At 58.8% G+C, this 18,246-nt stretch carries 12 protein-coding genes; 3 read left to right on the plus strand and 9 right to left on the minus strand.

Annotation, left to right across the window (positions count from 1 at the left end; all coding sequences use genetic code 11):
- Nucleotides 1-86 precede the first annotated feature (86 nt).
- The 3 genes from R5R33_RS11565 (at nt 87) to R5R33_RS11575 (ending at nt 1,714) form a co-directional block, all read left to right on the plus strand.
- Nucleotides 87-398 carry a hypothetical protein gene (locus R5R33_RS11565; RefSeq protein WP_318952858.1) on the plus strand — a complete coding sequence of 104 codons (312 nt, stop codon included), beginning with the start codon at nt 87-89 and terminating at the stop codon, nt 396-398.
- Between the two features lie 77 nt (nt 399-475).
- On the plus strand, nt 476-865 hold the full coding sequence (locus tag R5R33_RS11570; protein ID WP_318952859.1) for a SpoIIAA family protein: 390 nt from the start codon (nt 476-478) through the stop codon (nt 863-865).
- Nucleotides 866-967: 102 nt separating this feature from the next.
- Nucleotides 968-1,714, plus strand: coding sequence for a TerC family protein (locus R5R33_RS11575; RefSeq protein WP_318952860.1), 747 nt, complete (start codon nt 968-970; stop codon nt 1,712-1,714).
- A 76-nt stretch (nt 1,715-1,790) separates the two neighbouring features.
- Here R5R33_RS11575 and R5R33_RS11580 read toward each other — a convergent pair whose 3' ends face one another.
- The 9 genes from R5R33_RS11580 to R5R33_RS11620 all read right to left on the minus strand — a co-directional run bounded on the left by R5R33_RS11580 (nt 1,791) and on the right by R5R33_RS11620 (nt 18,241).
- Nucleotides 1,791-4,307, minus strand: a complete 2,517-nt coding sequence (locus R5R33_RS11580; protein WP_318952861.1) for a choice-of-anchor D domain-containing protein — start codon at nt 4,305-4,307, stop codon at nt 1,791-1,793.
- A gap of 370 nt (nt 4,308-4,677) precedes the next feature.
- Nucleotides 4,678-5,508 (minus strand): ATP-grasp domain-containing protein, encoded by an 831-nt coding sequence (locus tag R5R33_RS11585; RefSeq protein WP_318952862.1) that lies wholly within the window; start codon nt 5,506-5,508, stop codon nt 4,678-4,680.
- A gap of 92 nt (nt 5,509-5,600) precedes the next feature.
- Nucleotides 5,601-5,984, minus strand: a complete 384-nt coding sequence (locus R5R33_RS11590; RefSeq protein ID WP_318952863.1) for a RidA family protein — start codon at nt 5,982-5,984, stop codon at nt 5,601-5,603.
- Nucleotides 5,985-6,155: 171 nt separating this feature from the next.
- The gene (locus R5R33_RS11595; RefSeq protein WP_318952864.1) at nt 6,156-8,042 is read right to left on the minus strand and encodes a hypothetical protein; all 1,887 of its coding nucleotides are present in this window, start codon (nt 8,040-8,042) and stop codon (nt 6,156-6,158) included.
- Between the two features lie 254 nt (nt 8,043-8,296).
- On the minus strand, nt 8,297-10,996 hold the full coding sequence (pepN, locus tag R5R33_RS11600) for an aminopeptidase N (protein WP_318952865.1): 2,700 nt from the start codon (nt 10,994-10,996) through the stop codon (nt 8,297-8,299).
- Between the two features lie 105 nt (nt 10,997-11,101).
- Nucleotides 11,102-13,798 carry an aminopeptidase N gene (gene pepN / locus R5R33_RS11605; RefSeq protein ID WP_318952866.1) on the minus strand — a complete coding sequence of 899 codons (2,697 nt, stop codon included), beginning with the start codon at nt 13,796-13,798 and terminating at the stop codon, nt 11,102-11,104.
- A 242-nt stretch (nt 13,799-14,040) separates the two neighbouring features.
- Nucleotides 14,041-14,958 (minus strand): transglutaminase domain-containing protein, encoded by a 918-nt coding sequence (locus R5R33_RS11610; protein ID WP_318952867.1) that lies wholly within the window; start codon nt 14,956-14,958, stop codon nt 14,041-14,043.
- Nucleotides 14,959-15,311: 353 nt separating this feature from the next.
- Nucleotides 15,312-16,577, minus strand: coding sequence for an OmpP1/FadL family transporter (locus R5R33_RS11615; protein ID WP_318952868.1), 1,266 nt, complete (start codon nt 16,575-16,577; stop codon nt 15,312-15,314).
- Between the two features lie 170 nt (nt 16,578-16,747).
- Nucleotides 16,748-18,241, minus strand: coding sequence for a CoA-acylating methylmalonate-semialdehyde dehydrogenase (locus R5R33_RS11620; RefSeq protein ID WP_318952869.1), 1,494 nt, complete (start codon nt 18,239-18,241; stop codon nt 16,748-16,750).
- Between the last annotated feature and the right edge of the window lie 5 nt (nt 18,242-18,246).

Genomic DNA, 18,246 nt, shown 5'->3' on the forward strand with positions numbered 1-18,246 from the left:
CTGCTGCGAATGCGGGCAAAGATTACCGGTTTACGATGGCACACAGTCAGTTCGTACTCCTAAAAATGAAAGTCAGAGGCGTTTTTATGTTCAAGCAGATCTCCGTCGCTCTCGTTGCCCTCACCCTGATCGGTTCTGCCGGCAGCGCGCTGGCGAAACCGGATAAAGGCGGTGAACTTCCCCCCGGCCTGCAGAAAAAAGTAGAGCGCGGTGGCGAGCTGCCCCCGGGCTGGAAGAAGAAGCTGGTGCGCGGCCATCGGATGGAAGACACCATTTATCATCACGCCGTGATCGTGCAGCCGGTGGATCGCCATGGTCTGGTTACCGTGCGTATCGAAGGTGAGCTGGTGCGACTGGTGCACGCCACCCACGAAATCGTCGATATCCTGTCCCACTGATCGCCGCCTGCGCTTGCCAATAGGGCGGTTGTACCCTATACCTTGGCGAGTACAACGTAGCGCAATGTGAAAAGAACATGGGCGAATATCACCACGGTTTTTCCGTCAGTATCGAACGCGCCGGCAACGAGCGGGTACTGCTGTCCCTGCGTGCCCGCGGCAAGCTGGAGCACCAGGACTACGAGACGTTGGTGCCCATGCTGGAATCCGCGCTGGCCGGAATGACGCATCCCAAAATCGATGTCCTGTTCGATATGCGAGAACTGGAAGGCTGGGAGATCCGCGCGGCATGGGACGACCTCAAACTCGGCCTCAAACACGGGCGTCAATTCGACAAGGTGGCGATGGTCGGCAGCAAACACTGGCAGGAAATCGCTGCCAAGGTCGGTACCTGGTTTATCGGCGGCGAAGCGCGGATATTTGAGCAGCGTGAAGAGGCCTTGGCCTGGCTGCGGGAAAGCGCATAAACTCCCTTCCCTAGCTTGTGAACAAACGGCTCCTGCCTCCGGGCATGAGCCGTTTGTTACATTGGCATCTCAAAAAACTCGAATAACCCTTAGGGAGAGCGCATGTTCGAATGGATTGCGAGTCCGGAAGCCTGGATAGCGCTGGCGACTCTGGCAGCCCTGGAGATTGTCCTCGGCATCGACAACATCATCTTTATTTCCATCCTCGTTGGCCGTCTGCCGGAAAAGCAGCGCGAGTCCGCGCGCTTTATCGGCCTGGCCCTGGCCATGCTCACCCGCCTGGCATTGCTGTTTTCCATTGCCTGGATCATGGGGCTCACCGCACCCTGGTTTACGGTGCTGGGTGAGGAAATCTCCGGGCGGGATGTGATCCTGATAGGCGGTGGCCTGTTCCTGCTGTTCAAGGCCACCCACGAAATCCACAACAGCCTCGAGGGCGCTGAAGGCGAACAGAGCACTTCCGCCACTGCGACCTTTGGCATGGTGCTGGTGCAGATCGCGATTCTGGATATCGTGTTCTCGCTGGACTCGGTGATTACCGCCGTTGGTCTGGTGGATCACGTATCCATTATGGCTATCGCCATCGTTCTGGCAGTGGGCGTCATGCTGTTTGCGGCAAAGCCCATCGGTGATTTCGTCGACCGCCATCCCACCATCAAGATGCTGGCGCTGTCGTTCCTGATTCTGGTGGGGGTGACCCTCATTATCGAGGGCTTCGATGTGCACGTACCCAAGGGCTATATCTATTTCGCCATGGCGTTCTCCGTGGCGGTGGAGATGCTCAATATTCGGCTGCGCAAGAAGCAGGTCGAAGTGGTCAAGTTGCACAAGCCAATCCGTGAAGACTGAGGTAGTGCACTTACCGTATAAAAAGGGGCGATTATTCGCCCCTTTTTATATTTGAGTATCGATTCCCTGTTTGCTGTTACGGGCAAAGACTGCGAATGCCGTGAGATTCCTGGGCTGCGTCCATCCACAGGTATTCATCATCGTCGCTAAAGTAGTAGTAGACGGTATTGTTGGGCAGGATCAGGATGGATATTCCACCGTACCCCGACATGAACGGCAGCCACAGTGGGGCGCTGCAGCCGGACATATCGTTGCTGACCTCGTGCGCCCAAAAGCCATTGTTGTACTTGTAGTCAGTCAGTGGCTGAAGTCCTCTATCCGCTGCATCCCTTTGTAGTGCCGCATCTAGCTGGGCCTGGTCCAGAACAGCCTGGCTGCTGCCGGCATAAAAGCTGCCGATTTTTGCCACATCATCCCTGAGCCACATAAGCCCCCACCCGGTAAACGGCTGCTGAACACTGTCATAGGTGCGGCGGCTGAATTCTGCGGTGGGGCTGACTCCCAGCGGAGACAGGATTTCCCCGATCAGGATGTCGGTAAATATGTCACTACTGCTGCCTTCCAGTCCTTTCACATAGGCGTTCATGGCGGTGCCGAGCAGATAGGTGTCGGAGGTGTGGTACACCCATTGGGTACCGGGCGTGGCCTTGCGTGGATACTCGGTGCAGCTGTAGCTAATTTTGCTGGCGTGGTCTTCCGGCAAGAACAGGTCGTTGGTATGGCTCGCGCCTTCGTCACTCATGTAGCCGGCGAGCTTGTAGTTGCCGGTTCCCATGTCGAGGGCATTACCAAAGGTCACATCATTCCAGTTGCCGTTGGTATTGCAGTCACTGATGTAACTGCCGATGGATTGATTGAATGTGCCGGGATATTTTTTCTCCAGGCGCATGAGTGTTCCGCCGGCAAATACCGATTTGGCTGTCGAATAAGACGGCACAACCAGTGAATCGCAATAGGGATAACTGCCCTGTCGAGAATTACAGCCGCCGACGTAGTGGGTTCCATCGATGACAAATCCCGCCAGGGAAATTGCCGCGGGGTCTTTGCCATTCGGTGTGGCAAAGTGCGTGAAATCCGTGCCTGGGTAGTCCTGATTCAGTGCACTCAAGGGTTTGCTCGGCATACGGCCGTTTATTTCCGCCTGATACGCGCTGATCAGTACCGCGCTGTTGCTCACACTGTGCGGGGTATAGTTGGCGGAGAGTTGGCCCCACATATCAAACTGGAAGTAGAGGCAGGTTTCCCCGGCAATCTGATAGGCCACGTCGGAGACCGAACCGTCGTCCCGGAACAGGAAGGTGAGGACACCATTGTGCATACAATTGGCATTTTTCTGTTGCAAGGCAAACGGCAGTGCCACCCGGCTGTAGGTTGTATCGCCGGTTTCATTCCATACCCTGCCAGGGGTCAACACATACTCCCACTCTGGATGTGCACTGGGGATTGAGCCTCGCTGCACGGGAAAGATGTGGCTACCTGTCTGAATAAACTCGAAATTGAATTCGGGCAGATGTTTGCGGGTAGTGTCCTGGGCGCCGACGTAGCGGAAAGTATCCTTGTGCTTTGTGAATGTGCCCCCGGTCGCTTCACCAACTAATTCCAGTGAGCCCTGGAATTGGTTGGTCGGCATGGCCGCCTGTGCGGGCAAGGCAAAATGGCTGTAATCAACCAGGTTGCCCGAGCCTGCACCGTTGATCAGGGTGTTCATACTCAGTGCCGTGCGGCTGACAGCACCATTACCCGTCAGTGGATCGAAATTTTCCACACTGCCGTTGCCGCCGCTGCTCGCTGCACCTGCCAGACTGATGACAGTGTTGGGTTCATCTGGATCGCTGGAGGCAACAAGAATATTGCTGGTGAAGCTTCCGGCTACAGATGGTGAAAAAGACACCCCGATACTGCAATTACCGCCGGCAGCAATGTTGTTGCAGTTATTGTTGGAAATACTGAAGGGCGCCGACGGGTTGCTGATATTGTTGATCACCAGCGCCGCGGTGCCGGTGTTTGAAATCATGATGTTTTGCGATGTAGTACCGCCGGGAGACAGCGTGCCAAAGTCTACCGCCGCGGGGGCACTGATGTCGGGTTCGGTCGCTGCACCGCCAATACCGGTTACCTGAGCTTGGTGTCCATAGCAGTAGTCGCCAGTGGTGGCTCCGGTGCCGCGAAATCGCAGCTGTAAACCTGGGTTGTTGTCGGCACCTGGCGAGGTACTGTTGCTATTGAACAGGGTGCCGTTGTCATTTCCATTCGCGATGGTCAGTGCCGTAGTCCAACTGCTGCCGCCATCCACGGAGATCTCACCGTAGCAAAATTCCCCGTTTTCCAGCGAGCTCGCAGACATGGTGAGGGCCACTGAAACGGCTGTGTAGCCCGCGGTAGACACGCTGCGGACCGCGGCTGAGTAACCGCGCAAGCGAAGGGTATTGTTTTGCGAATCCACCGTTCCGCTCGCGGACCAGTCCGCGATATCGCCGCTGTCAAAATTGTCGGAGTAGATGGTCTCTGCGCCGGCACGCAGCGAAGTGATGGCGCCGAACAAGACCAGGGTTGCGGCAAGTCTGGCGCGGTTTAGTTTTTTATTGGTTTCCATGGTTACACCTTGATAATTGTTTTCATCTGGGTGCAAGTTCTCCGGCACTGCAAGGTGAAACCTGCATCGCGCTAACATGCCGGAGATTATCGGGAAGCCATAGAACCAGCTATGGAACTGGGGTGGATCCAGATCGATAAAGCTACTAGCGCAAGTGCTATGCGGTCGTCAGCTTTACCAATTTAGATAGCGGAATCACTGCCGATGTCGAAATTGTTGAAACCGGGAGCAAGTTCCTTTGGTGTGACGGCGGAGGATTACATCAGAAGTTTGCGCTTTCGAAAATGGCGAACCCGTGGACACTCCGGACCGCAAGGTGAAGGTGTCCTTCAATCTCGCCAGGTAAGGCGCACAGTCTCCTGCAGGTTGCTCAGGCCACCTGCCGCAACCGCCGCCGGGGCGTGCTCGGGCGCGTCGGATAGTTGGGGCCGGTGGGCACCGAGCTCTGTTTCAGGTACTCCAGTATCGCATCCCGAAGTTTTGCCGTGCCGCCCTCGATTCCCTGGTTGCCGAACAGCCGGTTGAACTCGAACACGTAGGGGTGATCCCCCACCATGGCGATATCCCAGCCCGCGTGGTTGACGTCGAGGGTGCGTGCCAGGTGCAGTGCCAGATCGATGGCCGCCTGGGGTACCGGGGCGCGATCGACGGTGCCGCCCTTGGATACGTTGTTGTAAAACCCTTGTTCCGCCTGCAGTCGCCAGTAGGCCGTCACCACCTGGCCGCCCACGATCACAATGCGGATATCGCGGTCGATCGGCAGCCACTCCTGCACATACAGCACTTCGGTTTTTTCCAGGTAGCTGCGCCATTCTTCCCGGTTTTCGATCAGCCATACACCGCAGCCGCGGGAGGCTTTAGGCAGCTTGGCGACAAACGGGTGGTCCATGGCTTCCCACAGATGCTCGGCATTTTCCGGGGTGTTGGCGAGGATGCGGGTGCTGGGCGTATTGCCCGGTGCAACCAGCTCGAAAGCTCGGGTCATTTCGACTTTGTTGTGTCCCAGCCGATAGCTGGATTCACTGGGAAAGACGCGGGCCTTGAGGGCGTATGTGAGCGCGTTCAATTGCCAGTACTCGGGGAATAGTACCCATTCCGCATCGGCAATTTGCGTTTTGTATTTGAAGACTTCTTCGGGTTTCAGTTGCAGGGTATCTGCGAAACCGAGGGTTCTGAATACGTCAAAAGAGATCCAAGCCACCGGTTAAAACACACACAAGTTGAGATGCGCGTTTTTACGGTGGCCCGGGTTTTCCGTCAAGCAAATTTACACGGGCTGTGCAAAAAAACTGCTTATTTTGGTAACCGTGCGGTCACCTGAATCTCAATCTTCATGGCGTCGTTCAGCAGGCGCGCTTCGAACACGGTGGCCGCCGGGCGTACCTCGCCCAGCCACTTCTGGAACACCGGCCAGCAGGGCTCGAAGTCGTCGCGGTTCGGCAGGATGTAGGTCACGCGCACGATGTCCGCCACTGCAGCGCCGGCCTCTTTCAGGGCCTGCTCGATATTGGCGAAGCACTGGTCCGCCTGCTCCACCACGCTGTCGCTGATGCTGTTGGTGGCGTAGTTGAAACCGGTAGTACCGGAGACGAACACATAGTCGCCGTCCACAACTGCGCGGGAATAGCCGATCTTGCTCTCAAACTCCGATCCGCTGGAAATCAGTTTTCTGCTCACAAATTACTCCTTGTGGGAAAGGCCCGCGATCGGGGCCTTGAGATAGTTGGGGGCTGGATCATGCCATAGGCCACTGAAAACCCATAGCGGGATGTCGGCATGCGACCGAACTGCTGTTTACAGACCGATCGCACGAGTGAAATGCGAGTGGTAACTGCTGGGCCGGGTGCGTTACTTATCGGCGTCCGGCAGGTGTGTTTCCGCTTCCTTGCGCAGGAAGCCCGCGGCCTCCTCATCCTGTGCCAGGTTGTGATCGGTGGGCATGGCCCGGGTCTGCTGATTCAGCTGGTGAATCTGTGAGGCGTTGCCCAGGTCGCGGTTGCTGGTGATGGACGCGATGGACTCGCGATCCTTGAGGAAATTCACCACGTCGTTCTTGATGCTCTGAAGCTCGCGCTCGTCCCGGTGCATTTCCAGGATGTGGCGCGGGTGCTCCAGGTTCTTCATGCCGGTGGAGGCAAATGTGCTGGAGACGATGCGGGAGACCACTACCCAAGGCGTGATACTGCAGCGCACCAGGGTGTTCTCCGAGCGGGTGCTGTCGTGAATACCGGTGCCGGTGGAAATTTTCGACTCGGTAAAGGTGCCCTCACACTTGAAGTACACCAGCAGGGATTCAAACTGGATCTCGGCAAAGTGCAGGTGAGCGGCGTTGGCGAGCAGCTGGCCGAAGGATTTCATCAGGAATCCGATCAGCAGGATATGTAGCGCGCTCATGCCGAGGCCCAGCAACGCAAAGACCTGCTCGCTGTTCAGAATCTGGGTGAATGAACCGGTGGCGGGGCTGGCAATGAAGCTGTAGATATCCACCAGTTTGTAAGCCAGCATCAGAGTAAAGGCGATGGCGATCGCGCTCAGCACATTGCCCGCAACCAGTGCGGCAAAGCGCGCTTTGCGGAAGGTTTCGCCGAGATCCATGGGCTTCACCCGCGGTTGGACCTCCTGGATCATTTCACCGCGAAACCCGCCCTTGCCATCGGTCTGTTCCTGCAGTTGCGGATCGAGTTCGCGGTATACGCGATTGGGCACTTCCTTGTAGCGGCGGTTGGCCATTACCAGGTTGTCGAGATTGATGAAAATTTCGTTCGGGTGTACCGACTCCTGCCAGTTCTCGCGCAGCTCGGACACTTCCGCCACCGGGTCGGCGAGTGCGAGACGCTGGCGCAACAGCACGAAACACAGTGCGCCGCTGGCAGCGCCCAACAGCAGTGCGGCAACGATATACAGCCCCGGGTTCAGGTTGGGTACCTGGGCCAGGAAGCCGTCCAGCTGTTGCGGTGTCATGCGGCTTTTGGTCAGCATCCAGGAGGCAAAGAGGCCTGCCAGCACCGGCACAATCAGGGCCAGGGTGATGGCCCGGGACAGAGTGCCGCCACCGAGGGATTCGATGTTGTGTTCGGCGCTGCGCTGGATCGGCTTGCCCGCGCGCCGCCAGATCACCAGCAGATAGACCATCAGCAGCACGGAATACACCGGGAACAGCAGTTCTCCGGCGGTACCGGCAAATCCCGCGAGCGACACAAAGGCCACCAGCGCATAGGCCACCAGCGCAAACAGTGTGCTGGTCCAGGCACCGAACAAACGCTGGGCGAAGTTGCGCACCGGATAGGGCATGAACAGCAACTTGGGTACAAAGGTGTGCAGCAGGCGCGCCAGGAACCCCTGGGGCTCGGTAAACGTCGCATTCTTGCGGCCGATCAGCATTTCTTCCAGTTGCTGCGCGTTATAGGCCACATAGGCGGCCTCTTCCTTCGCGGTGCTGCTTTCGGATTTACTGCGGTTTGGGGCGAGCGAGGTGGGGTGGTTACGGCCGACGAAATAACGCAGCACCGCGTAGATGCCGCTCGCGAGTACGCGGATGCCCGCACCCAGCAGGTACAGGCCGAATGCCATCAGGATCCAGCCGGCGCCGGCGTTTTGCCTGACGGTGGCGGCGGCGGAAATCAATAGCACCAGACCGGAAATGGTCTGCAGGCCACCGCGGATGGCGGTGACGGTGCCCTCGGTTTTAAATGGATTTTTCAGCCCGAGGTCGATCGATCCGTAATCGAACGCCATGCTTCCCCCTGATGTTCATTAGTGCAGGAATCCACAGCAGGAACGTCGCGGAATGCCGGCATTATTGGTGAAAAAGTTTCTGGTTGGTTGTGCCGGAAGTTGTGATGTTCCACACAATTAGCTGGTCGAGGGGTTATACCACGCTCGGATTGCGGGGGCGAGAATTGAGATCTCGTGTGGCGAATGGCAGTGGCATTCGTCATTGGAGAGTTTGTCAGTCAGTCCCCGAAGTTCCGGGGACTGACTGAATGGCTTTAGCGACTTGCCGCTTGCTTCGCGTTCATGGCTTCACACCATTCGCTCTGCTGCCGGCGCTCCTGCAGTACACGGCCGAGTGCAGGCATCAGCTCGGTGTTGTCTTTCAATACCGTGCGGTAGCCTGCAGTATCTTCCTCGCCGCATACCACCGGGAACAGGCTGGCATAGGCCTTGTTGTACAGAGTGTCGCCGGTGGCGCTGACCTTGGGTACCGCATCGAACAGTTGTGCACTGAACTGGCGGTACAGTCCGAGCTGCTCCGCGGGGAACAGGTAGCCGGCCGCGGCGCGGATCTGGCTCAGTTTGAACTGCTCGCGTTTGTTGAGGATGTTATCCAGCCACTCGCGCTTGGCCTCCGCCGTCGGGCGCACGGCGCGGGCGCCGATGGCGGCGAGCTGGGCGCGATCGCTGTTGTCTGCTTTTAGCTGGTCGGCCACGCGTTTTTCGTAGTCGCCGTGCAGGTGGCGGTTCAGCAGCACAATCAGCGGCCAGCGGCGGTCCTGGTCGAGCACCAGGCCATCGATTGCCAGCTTGCCGTCCAGCATCTGCTCCGCGCGCATTAACGCCTGTTGTGAACCGGCGACATCGGCAAAGGTACCAAACCAGGTTTTCTGCACGTCGCTGCCCGCGGGTGCCTGTTGCAGCTGCTGCCAGGTGAAATTCTCGATGGCCTGCAGGTACTGGTCGCGCTCGGCCTGTGGCAGGTCGAGGCGGAACAGGTAGGCGTGTGCGGATTGCAGGCGGCCGCTGATCAGGCGGATGACGTTGATATCGCGCTCGCCGCCGGCATTCTGCAGGGCGAAATCGATCCACTCGGTAAGCGGCATCTGTGCATCGGTGACCGCATCGAACAGGCTCTGCCACAGCATCAGGCGGGTGAAGGTGCTGTCGATCTGGTTGATGTGCTGCTTGGCCTGCGCGATGGAATCGGCATCCAGGCGGGTTTTCACATAACCCCAGTCTTCATCGTTCAGATTGAGAATCTGCGGGCAGGGCATGCCGGCGGCATCCTTCACTTCGGTGCGCGCGCCACCATAGGTGACCGGCACCCGCGCCACGCGCGCCATCTTGTCGTCCTGTAGCTGGTAAATACCGAGCTGCACGCGCTGCTCGCGCAATACCGGGTACTGTTCCGGCGCGGTCTGCTCGATGGTCAACTTGCTGAGCTTGCCGTCGTGGCACTGGAAGTCGGCACTGATGGTGTTGACGCCGGCCTGGTACAACCACTTCTGGGTCCAGTCGTCGAGATCCTTGTTCGCCGCCTTGCCCAGCGCGCCCATGAAATCCTTCAGTTCCGCGTTGCCGTAGGAAAAGGTTTTCAGGTAATCGCTGACGCCTTGTCGAAACTCCTCTTTGCCCAGGTAGTAGGGCAGTTGATTCAGCACCGAACCGCCCTTGCCGTAGGTGATGCCATCGAAGTTGGAAAAGGCTTCGTCGGTGTTGCGCACGGTCACTTCGATCGGGTGCGTGGTCGGCAGCTGGTCGGCGCCGTAGGCCCACTGCTTGGAGCCCAGGTAGAAGTTCTGCCACACATCATCGAACTCGCTGTTTTCCGACAGCGCGAGCGAAGCCATGTAAGTGGCGAAGCTCTCCTTTAGCCACAGGCCGTTCCACCATTTCATGGTAACCAGATCGCCGAACCACATGTGCGCCATCTCGTGGGCGATCACATTGGACAGGCGCTGGCGCTGGGCCTGGGTCTGTTCACCGCGGGTCACATAGTTTTCGTTGAAGGTCACCGCGCCCACGTTTTCCATCGCACCGATGGTGAAGTCCGGCACGATCAGCTGGTCGTATTTGCCGAATGGATAGGGGATGTCGAAATACTTCTGGTAGAAGGCGAAGGATTCCTGGGTGAACTTGAACCAGTCCTCGGGCTTGACGTATTCCGCCATGGCCTTGCGTGCGAACAGGCGCAGCGGAATGCCATCGGCGTTGTTTTCCCATACCACGAAGGGGCCGGCGTGCAGCGGGAAAATATACGAGGAAAATTTCTTGGTCTGCGGGAAGTGCCAGCGCTTGAAGCCATTTTTCAGGTCGGTGATCTTGTCTTCACGCGCGGTAGTCACCACCTGCCAATCCGCCGGCGCAGTGACGTCCACGGTGTAGCGCGCCTTCAGGTCCGGCTGGTCGAAGTGCGGGAAAAAGCGGTTGGCCTTGTAGGGTTCGAAATGGGTGTAGAGGTAGGCGCTGCCGTCTTCGGTATCCTGGAAACGGTGCAGGCCGGACCCGTCCGTTGAGTACGGGTGACTGTACTCGATGACGATCTTGTTTTCGCCCTTGCGCACGTCGCGCGGTGCGATGCTGATGAAGTGGCCGTTGTAATTGAATTTAACCGGCTTGCCGTTGGCACTGACAGACTTCACTTCGCCGCCGGCAAAGTCGATGGTCAGCGGCTGCTTCAGGTCACGGGCGAGGGTGGTGTCGGCGGTGACCACACCGCTGAAATTGTCAGATTTGCCGTCGAGTTTTACCGCAATGGAGTAATCCACATTGGCGATCTGCTCGCGGCGCAGGGCAGCGTACTCTGCGGTGAGCGAGGATGCGGCCGCACGCGGAATCACACCGCTGGTGTTTTGTCCCTGGCCTTGCGGCTTGGCCGGTGAGGTGGCCAGCGCGCTGTGGGCGAGCAGTGCAGATATAGCGGTGGCCAGCACCTTGTGGGTCGCGCTTTTCTGGTTGTTATGGCGGGGCATGCAATTCTCCCGTGAAAGATTATTTGGCTGGGTGCCGTTATTGATTGGTAGCAAATATACGCAAATAAAAAAGGCCCCGCAGGGCCTTTTTTATTTGGTTGCCGATCAGCCAGCGCTGTGGCCGTTCATGGCTGCAGCCATGTTCAGACAGCTCTGGTTTCTGAAGCGGCGGTTTTTCAGCGCTTTTTCCAGCAGCGGGTTCAGGGTCTTGCCGCTGTCGAGGATTTCGGTCATCTGCTGAATGCCTTTCTCGCTGCAGCTCAGCGGGAACAGGCGTGCGTAGGTGCCGACAAACTCGGAGGCGTCGCTTGAGTTGACGTCGTCCAGTGCACCGACAATGCGCTCCACATTGGCGTCGTACAGTCCGCCCTGCTCGGTGGGGAACAGTGCTCCGGCGGCGTACTTCAGCTGTGCCAGCTTGAACTCATCGCGGTTCTGCAGCAGGTTTTCCAGCCACTTGGCTTTGATTTCCTGTTGCGGGCGAATGGCTTCCGCGGCGATGGCGTTCAGCTGAGAGCGGTCGGAATTGTCCTTGGCCAGCTCGGACTTGATCGCCTGCGCATAGTCGCTGTACAGGTGCTGGTTCTGCAGGGTGATCAGGCTCCAGCGCATATCCGGATCCAGCTTCAGGCCGTCGATGGTCAGCTCGCCGCGCAGCAGGTTGCGGGCATTGGCCAGCGCCTTGTCGGTGTGGGCAACACCGGTGAAGGTGCCAAACCAGGTCTTCTGGGTATCGCTGCCCGCCGGTGCTTTCTGCAGCTGCTCCCATGCGAAGGTTTCAATGGCCAGTTGCAGGCGGGTGCGCTTGGCGCCGTCCATCTGGAACTGGTCGAGGAACGCATAGGAAGTTCCCAGGTAGCGGGATACCAGGCGGATCACGTTGATATCGGTTTCCACACCGGCATTGCTGATGGCGAAGCTCACGAACTCATCCAGCGGCAGTTTTGCATCGGAAACGGAGTCGAACAGGCTCTGCCACAGCATCAGGCGAGTGAACGGCTTGTCGAAATCATTGATGTGCTTGGACATGTTATCCACAGATACCTTGTCCAGGTTCACCTTGGCAAAGGCCCAGTCGCCCTCGTTCGGGTAGACGATCTGCGGGCAGGCTTCACCCTTGGCCGCGGTCACTTCGGTGGAGGCACCGGCGTAGGTTACCGGGATGGCCTTGCTCAGTACCATCTGGCCGCCGGCCATGTTGTACAGGCCCACCTGGGTACGCTGTTCGCGCAGAACCGGGTATTCCTCCGGCGCGGACTGCTCGATGGTCAGGCTGGCAATCTTGCCGTCTTCACACTGGAAATTGGCGGCGATGGTGTTGAGACCGGCCTTGTACAGCCACTGCTGCTGCCACTGGTCCAGATCCTTGCCGGCGGCCTTGCCCAGGTGACCCATAAAGTCGTCGAGGGTGGAGTTCTTGTAGGACAGATCCTTCAGGTAGTTGGAAACGCCCTTGCGGAATTCCTCTTTGCCCAGGTAGTAGGGCAGCTGCTTGAGGATGGAACCGCCCTTGCCGTAGGTGATGCCGTCGAAGTTGGCGAAGGCCTCATCGGTATTTTTCACCGGCAGCTGAATCGCGTGGGTGGTGGGCAGCTGGTCTTCACCGTAGGCCCACTGCTTGGTGCCCAGATAGAAGTTTTCCCAGGCGTCGTTGAACTCGCTGTTCTCTGCCAGTGCCAGGTTGGCCATATAAGTGGCGAAACTCTCGTTCAGCCACAGGTCGTCCCACCAGTTCATGGTGACCAGGTCACCGAACCACATGTGCGCCATTTCGTGGGCAATCACGTTAGCCAGGCGCATACGCTGGGCCTGGGTTTTCTCGCCGCGGGATACATAGCCTTCGTTGAAGGTCACCGCCGCCACGTTTTCCATCGCGCCCGCGTTAAAGTCGGGCACGATGACCTGGTCGTATTTCACGAAGGGGTAATCCACTTCGAAATACTTCTGGAAGAATTCAAAAGACTGCTTGGTGAAGGTGAACCAGTCGTTCGGCTTTACGTATTGCGCCAGGCTCTTGCGCGCAAACAGGCGCAGCGGAATACCGTCGGCATCGTCTTCCCACTGGGTGAACGGGCCCGCGTGCAGGGAGAAAACGTAGGAAGAGAATTGCTTGGTCTGCGGGAATACCCAGTGATTCACCTCGCCCTTCTGTTCAATGTTTTTCTCACGCACGGAGGAGATCACGCTCCAGTCTTTAGGCGCGGTCACGTCCAGGGTGTAGTGGGCCTTCAGGTTCGGCTGGTCGAACTGCGGGAACAGGCGGTTGGCATCGTAGGGTTCGAAGTCGGTGTACATGTACACCTCGCCGTCCACCGGATCCTGGAAGCGGTGCAGGCCGGAACCGTTGGTGGAATAAGCGTGGGTGTAGTCCACGGCGATCGCGTGTTTGCGGCCTTTCAGGTGCTCGGGGGCAATGGTGATGAAGTGACCGTTGTACTCGAACGGCACGGTTTTGCCATCCACCTGAATGCCCTGTACTTCACCGCCGGCGAAATCGATGGTCAGCGGCTGCAGCAGGTTGCGACGGAACTGGGTATCGGCGATCACGCGGCCGGAAAACGCTTCGCCGGATTTGGCGATGGTGACGGACAGCTTGTAGTCCACCTGGGCGATCTGCTGCTTGCGCAGTTTCGCATACTGCTCGGACAGGCCCGGAGCGTTGTCGCGCGCGACTGCGGACTCGGCCAGTGCCTGGGCGGTGCTGGTACCGGCAGTGGCTTGCAACTGGTTCGGCTCCAGGCTGCAGGCGGCGAGCACCGCGCTGCACAGGACTCCGAGGGCGAATTTTCCGGATCTGTTCATGAGAACCCCTTGGTCACTTTTATGGGTATTTGTAAGCGCGGGTGCCCGCAATCTGCGCGGGGATTCCCACTTGGACAAGAGGCACCTTATATCACGGGGCCGGCAAGGGTGCGGGCGCTTTATCCCGCCTAACCAGCACTTCGTCGCGGCATGGTTTTTTCGGATATTTTTCACTGTAAAGCGTGAAATTTTTTACGTTTTGTTTTGTCTTTGGTTTTTTGTGTGGCAAATAATCCTGCCGGTCAGGAGCCTTTCCCTTTCGGTTCTCCCGGATTTTCCTCCCGGGTGAGTGCGCGCAACCCCTGTAGCTCGTATACCCTGCGCAGGTTGTTCTTCGCCGCGGCGTTACCGCCCTCCAGGTTCAGCGCCTGGGTGTAACTCATTTCCGCCAGTTCCAGCTCACCGGTCAAACGGTACAGATAGCCCAGGCTGTTCCACAGCATGCTCGAATCCGGGTCGATAGACAGTCCCTCGCGCAGCAGGGCAAAGGCTTCCCCGATGCGCTGTTGGTGGGAGAGCTCCAGTGCGCGGTTGTTGAGGTAATAGGTCTGGACTGTGGCATCCGACAGTTCGCGCTGCGGGAATCGCGAATAGGGACCGAAATTGAACTCGATCACGCGGGAGCTCCAGCCAATCGATACTTCCGCGTTGATATGCAGCACGTTCTGCACCAGGGCGCGTCCGTTGCCGCCAGTGGTGGTCCTGCGCGCCAGCGGTGCCTCCACCAGATTGAAATTTGCCTCCAGCCCCACTTCCCGTGCCAGCGCCACCATCAGCGCAGAAAACGAGATGCAGTTGCCGCGTTGCTGGGCAAATGCCTCCGCCGCGGTGGTGGTGGTATTCAGGTCATAGTCCAGCTCGAAACGATCCATCTTCAGGGTGCGCAGAATCCTGCGGAAGCGCTGGTTGGGGGAGAGCGTTGGATCGATGGAATCCACGAACGCCCGCATCTCCGGGCTCACCGCCAACAGCGCCTGGGCATGGCTGGTGATTGGTGGAGCGGTGGCCGGTGTGTCTGGGGCCGCCAGCGTAATTGCGGCTTCGCCGGCCGCGGCTAACAGCGTGGCGGTATCTACTTCCAGCGCTGCCCGGTTCACGCCGCCAGGGCCGCTGGCGCAACCAAATTGAATCAGTGAGATCAAAAGTGCTATCCATCGCATCAGAGGTTCCTCCTGTTGATGGATAAATAGATGCGAAAAAATATCGCCACGGATGCGATGTATCGACAAAAGCACTGGATCTGTCGGTGAGTGGAGGAGGGTGACGCGGGGAGCTACGAATAAAAAGAAAACAGCGCGGTGAGCCGAAATGCTGAACCGGTGACCGGTATGGATTGGGAGGTATCGAGTGGTTTTTGGCGATGGCGAAGGGGAGCGTCGGGTCTAAATGGTGGCGCAAGTTTGCCAGGTTTGTCGCCGTTGTTAGCGCTTGGTCGACTTGGCTTATCAACGCAAAAAGCCCCGGAAACTCCGGGGCTTTTCAATTGGGTTGTCAGTAACCGGTTAACGGAAAATCAGAATGCGCGGGACCAGCCGAAACGCAGGATATCCTGGTCCATGCGGAGCTCGGCTTCACCGCCGCCGAATGTCGCCGGAATGGAGTTTGTGCCCTGCACGGTATTTTCAAACGCGTGGGTGTAGGACACGGTGAATTCGCCGATGCTGGTATTCCAGTCTGCGCCCAGGCTCATGTGATCCTCGATTACTCCGGGGGCGAGAATATTGATGAACACCTCGGTCGCGGGAATGGGCTGCTCCGCATGGCTGATACCCGCGCGCAGGGTGAGCGCGTCGTTCAGTCGGTAGGCCGCGCCAAGCTTGGTGACGTCGACATCCTGCCAGCCAAAGCCGGGGCCGCCGTCGGCACCCAGTGGCTTGCCCGCAAACAGCAGGGCGAGTGAGTTCCCCACAGAGCCTGTGTCACTGTAGAGAATGCGCTGCCAGTCGGCCGCCAGCGTCAGATTTTGAGTGGCGTTCCAGCTCAACCCGGCACCGTAGCTTTCGGGAATGTCGAAGCCACCACCGTCCGCAAACAGTCCCCGATAGCGATCAAAATCACCGGTTTCGATTTCGGAGGACCAGGTGAGGCCGAAACTCAGGTTTTCATGCAGACGACCGATCCAGCCGAGTTTGATGCCCCAGCCGTGGGACGTGTCGTGGCCGCGATTGGTGACGTTACCGGCGCTGGCAGAGACGTAGGGATTGTCGAAGGCCTGCAGGCCTTTGGCTTCAAAACGCTGGACCGCAAATGTGGCGGCGATGCCGAAGGCGTGATCCGGAGTTGGACGGTAGGCCAGCGAGGGGGTGATAAACAGCTGCGACAGATCGACCCCGGCCGCGCCACTGGAGCCGAACGCGGCAAACGGATTGCTGGCGTAGCCGGTGTTCATGCCGCCATTTCCATACACCGCCACACCGTAGCTGAGGCTCGGCGACAGCGTGCGGGTATAGCCCAGCTCCGGGATCACAAAGCCGGATTTGTCATTGCCGTCGTAACTGCCATCCGCACCGGCCTGGTTGCCGCGGATCTTTGCACTGCGATCGGGGCTGAACCAGGTCATGCCGATATCCAGGCGATCCCCCACCAGTGCGGTGCCCGCCGGGTTGTTGGCGGCCGCCAGTGCGTCTTGCGGCAGCGCAATGCCCACGCCGGCCATGGCCTGTGCCTTGGGGCCGGTACCTTCAATAAAGTAGCCGTTGGTGGCGTTGGCGGAAACCGCGGTGAACAGGGAGGTGGCGGAAACTACAGCGGCGGACAGCCGGGCAAATTTGGGGCTCATGGGTCCTACTTTCAGGCTAAGCGACAGGTAAGAAATCGTGTGAAGGCGGGGAGTTTAAGAGTGCGGCCTTATAACCGGGAAATACGATTTGTTCCTATGCTTATGCCAAAAGCAGCAGAAGAGCAGGGGGGGAGGCTCCCCCGAAAAAACCGGGGGAGTCTGTTTGCGGATCAGTGGCTCGGGAAGGAGAACTGCGCACCCTCGCGCACGCCGCTGGACGGCCAGCGCTGGGTGATGGTTTTGCGGTTGGTGTAGAAGCGCACACCGTCCGGACCGTAGGTGCCGAGGCTGCCGAACAGGGAGCGCTTCCAGCCGCCGAAGCTGTGGTAAGCCACCGGTACCGGCAGTGGCACGTTGATACCGACCATGCCCACCAGGATGTTGTCGCTGAAGTAGCGCGCGGCTTCGCCGTCACGGGTAAAGATGCAGGTGCCGTTGCCGTACTCGTGATCGTTGATCATCTGCATCGCCTGCTCCATGGATTCGGCGCGCACCACCAGCAGAACCGGGCCGAAGATTTCCTCTTCGTAGCAGGTCATGCCGGGCTTCACCTGATCGATCAGGGTGCCGCCCACATAGAAGCCTTTCTCGTAGCCGGCGACTTGCGGGTTGCGGCCGTCCACCACAATGGTGGCGCCCTGCTGCTCGGCGCTGGCGATATAGCCATTCACCTTGTTCTTGTGCGCCTCGGTGATCACCGGGCCGAAATCGTTGCTGCTGTCGGTGTATGCGCCCACTTTCAGGCCGGTCATGGCCGCGGACATTTTTTCGATAAAGGTATCGGCGGCTTCGTCACCCACACATACGGCGACCGACAACGCCATGCAGCGCTCGCCGGAGGAACCGAAAGCGGCACCGGTCAGCGCGGCCACGGTGTTGTCCATGTCCGCGTCGGGCATGATGATCGCGTGGTTCTTGGCGCCGCCCAGCGCCTGGCAGCGTTTGCCGTGGGCGGTGGCGGTGGAGTAGACATACTCGGCAATCGGGGTGGAGCCGACAAAGCTCACCGCCTTCACCTGGGGAGCCGTGAGCAGGGTATCCACCGCCACCTTGTCACCGTTCACCACGTTCAGCACACCGTCCGGCAGGCCGGCTTCCTGCAGCAGTTGCGCCAGCAGCAGCGAGCAGGAGGGGTCGCGCTCGGAGGGCTTCAGCACGAAGGTGTTGCCGCACACGATGGCCAGCGGGAACATCCACAGCGGTACCATCGCCGGGAAGTTGAAGGGGGTAATACCGGCAACTACGCCCAGCGGCTGCATCTCGCTCCAGGAGTCGATACCTGGGCCCACGTTGCGGCTGTGTTCGCCCTTCAGCATCAGCGGGGCGCTGCAGGCGAATTCCACATTCTCGATACCGCGGGTCAGTTCGCCCATAGCATCGTGGGAAATTTTGCCGTGCTCTTCACCGATCAGCGCGCAGATTTTCTCTGCGTTGTCTTCCAGCAGCTGCTTGAAGCGGAACATGATCTTGGCGCGCTTCGCCGGCGGTGTGTTGCGCCACGCCGGGTAGGCGGCCTCGGCCGCGGCGATGGCTTCTTCCACGGTGCTTTTTGCCGCGATTGCCACCTGCCTGGTGACCTCGCCAGTGGCCGGGTTGAACACGTCCTGGGTGCGCTCGGCGGCTTCCACCACCTGGCCGTTGATAAAGTGACCCACAATGCTCATGTTTT

Origin of the sequence: Microbulbifer pacificus (assembly GCF_033723955.1) — a bacterium.
GTDB lineage: Bacteria > Pseudomonadota > Gammaproteobacteria > Pseudomonadales > Cellvibrionaceae > Microbulbifer > Microbulbifer pacificus.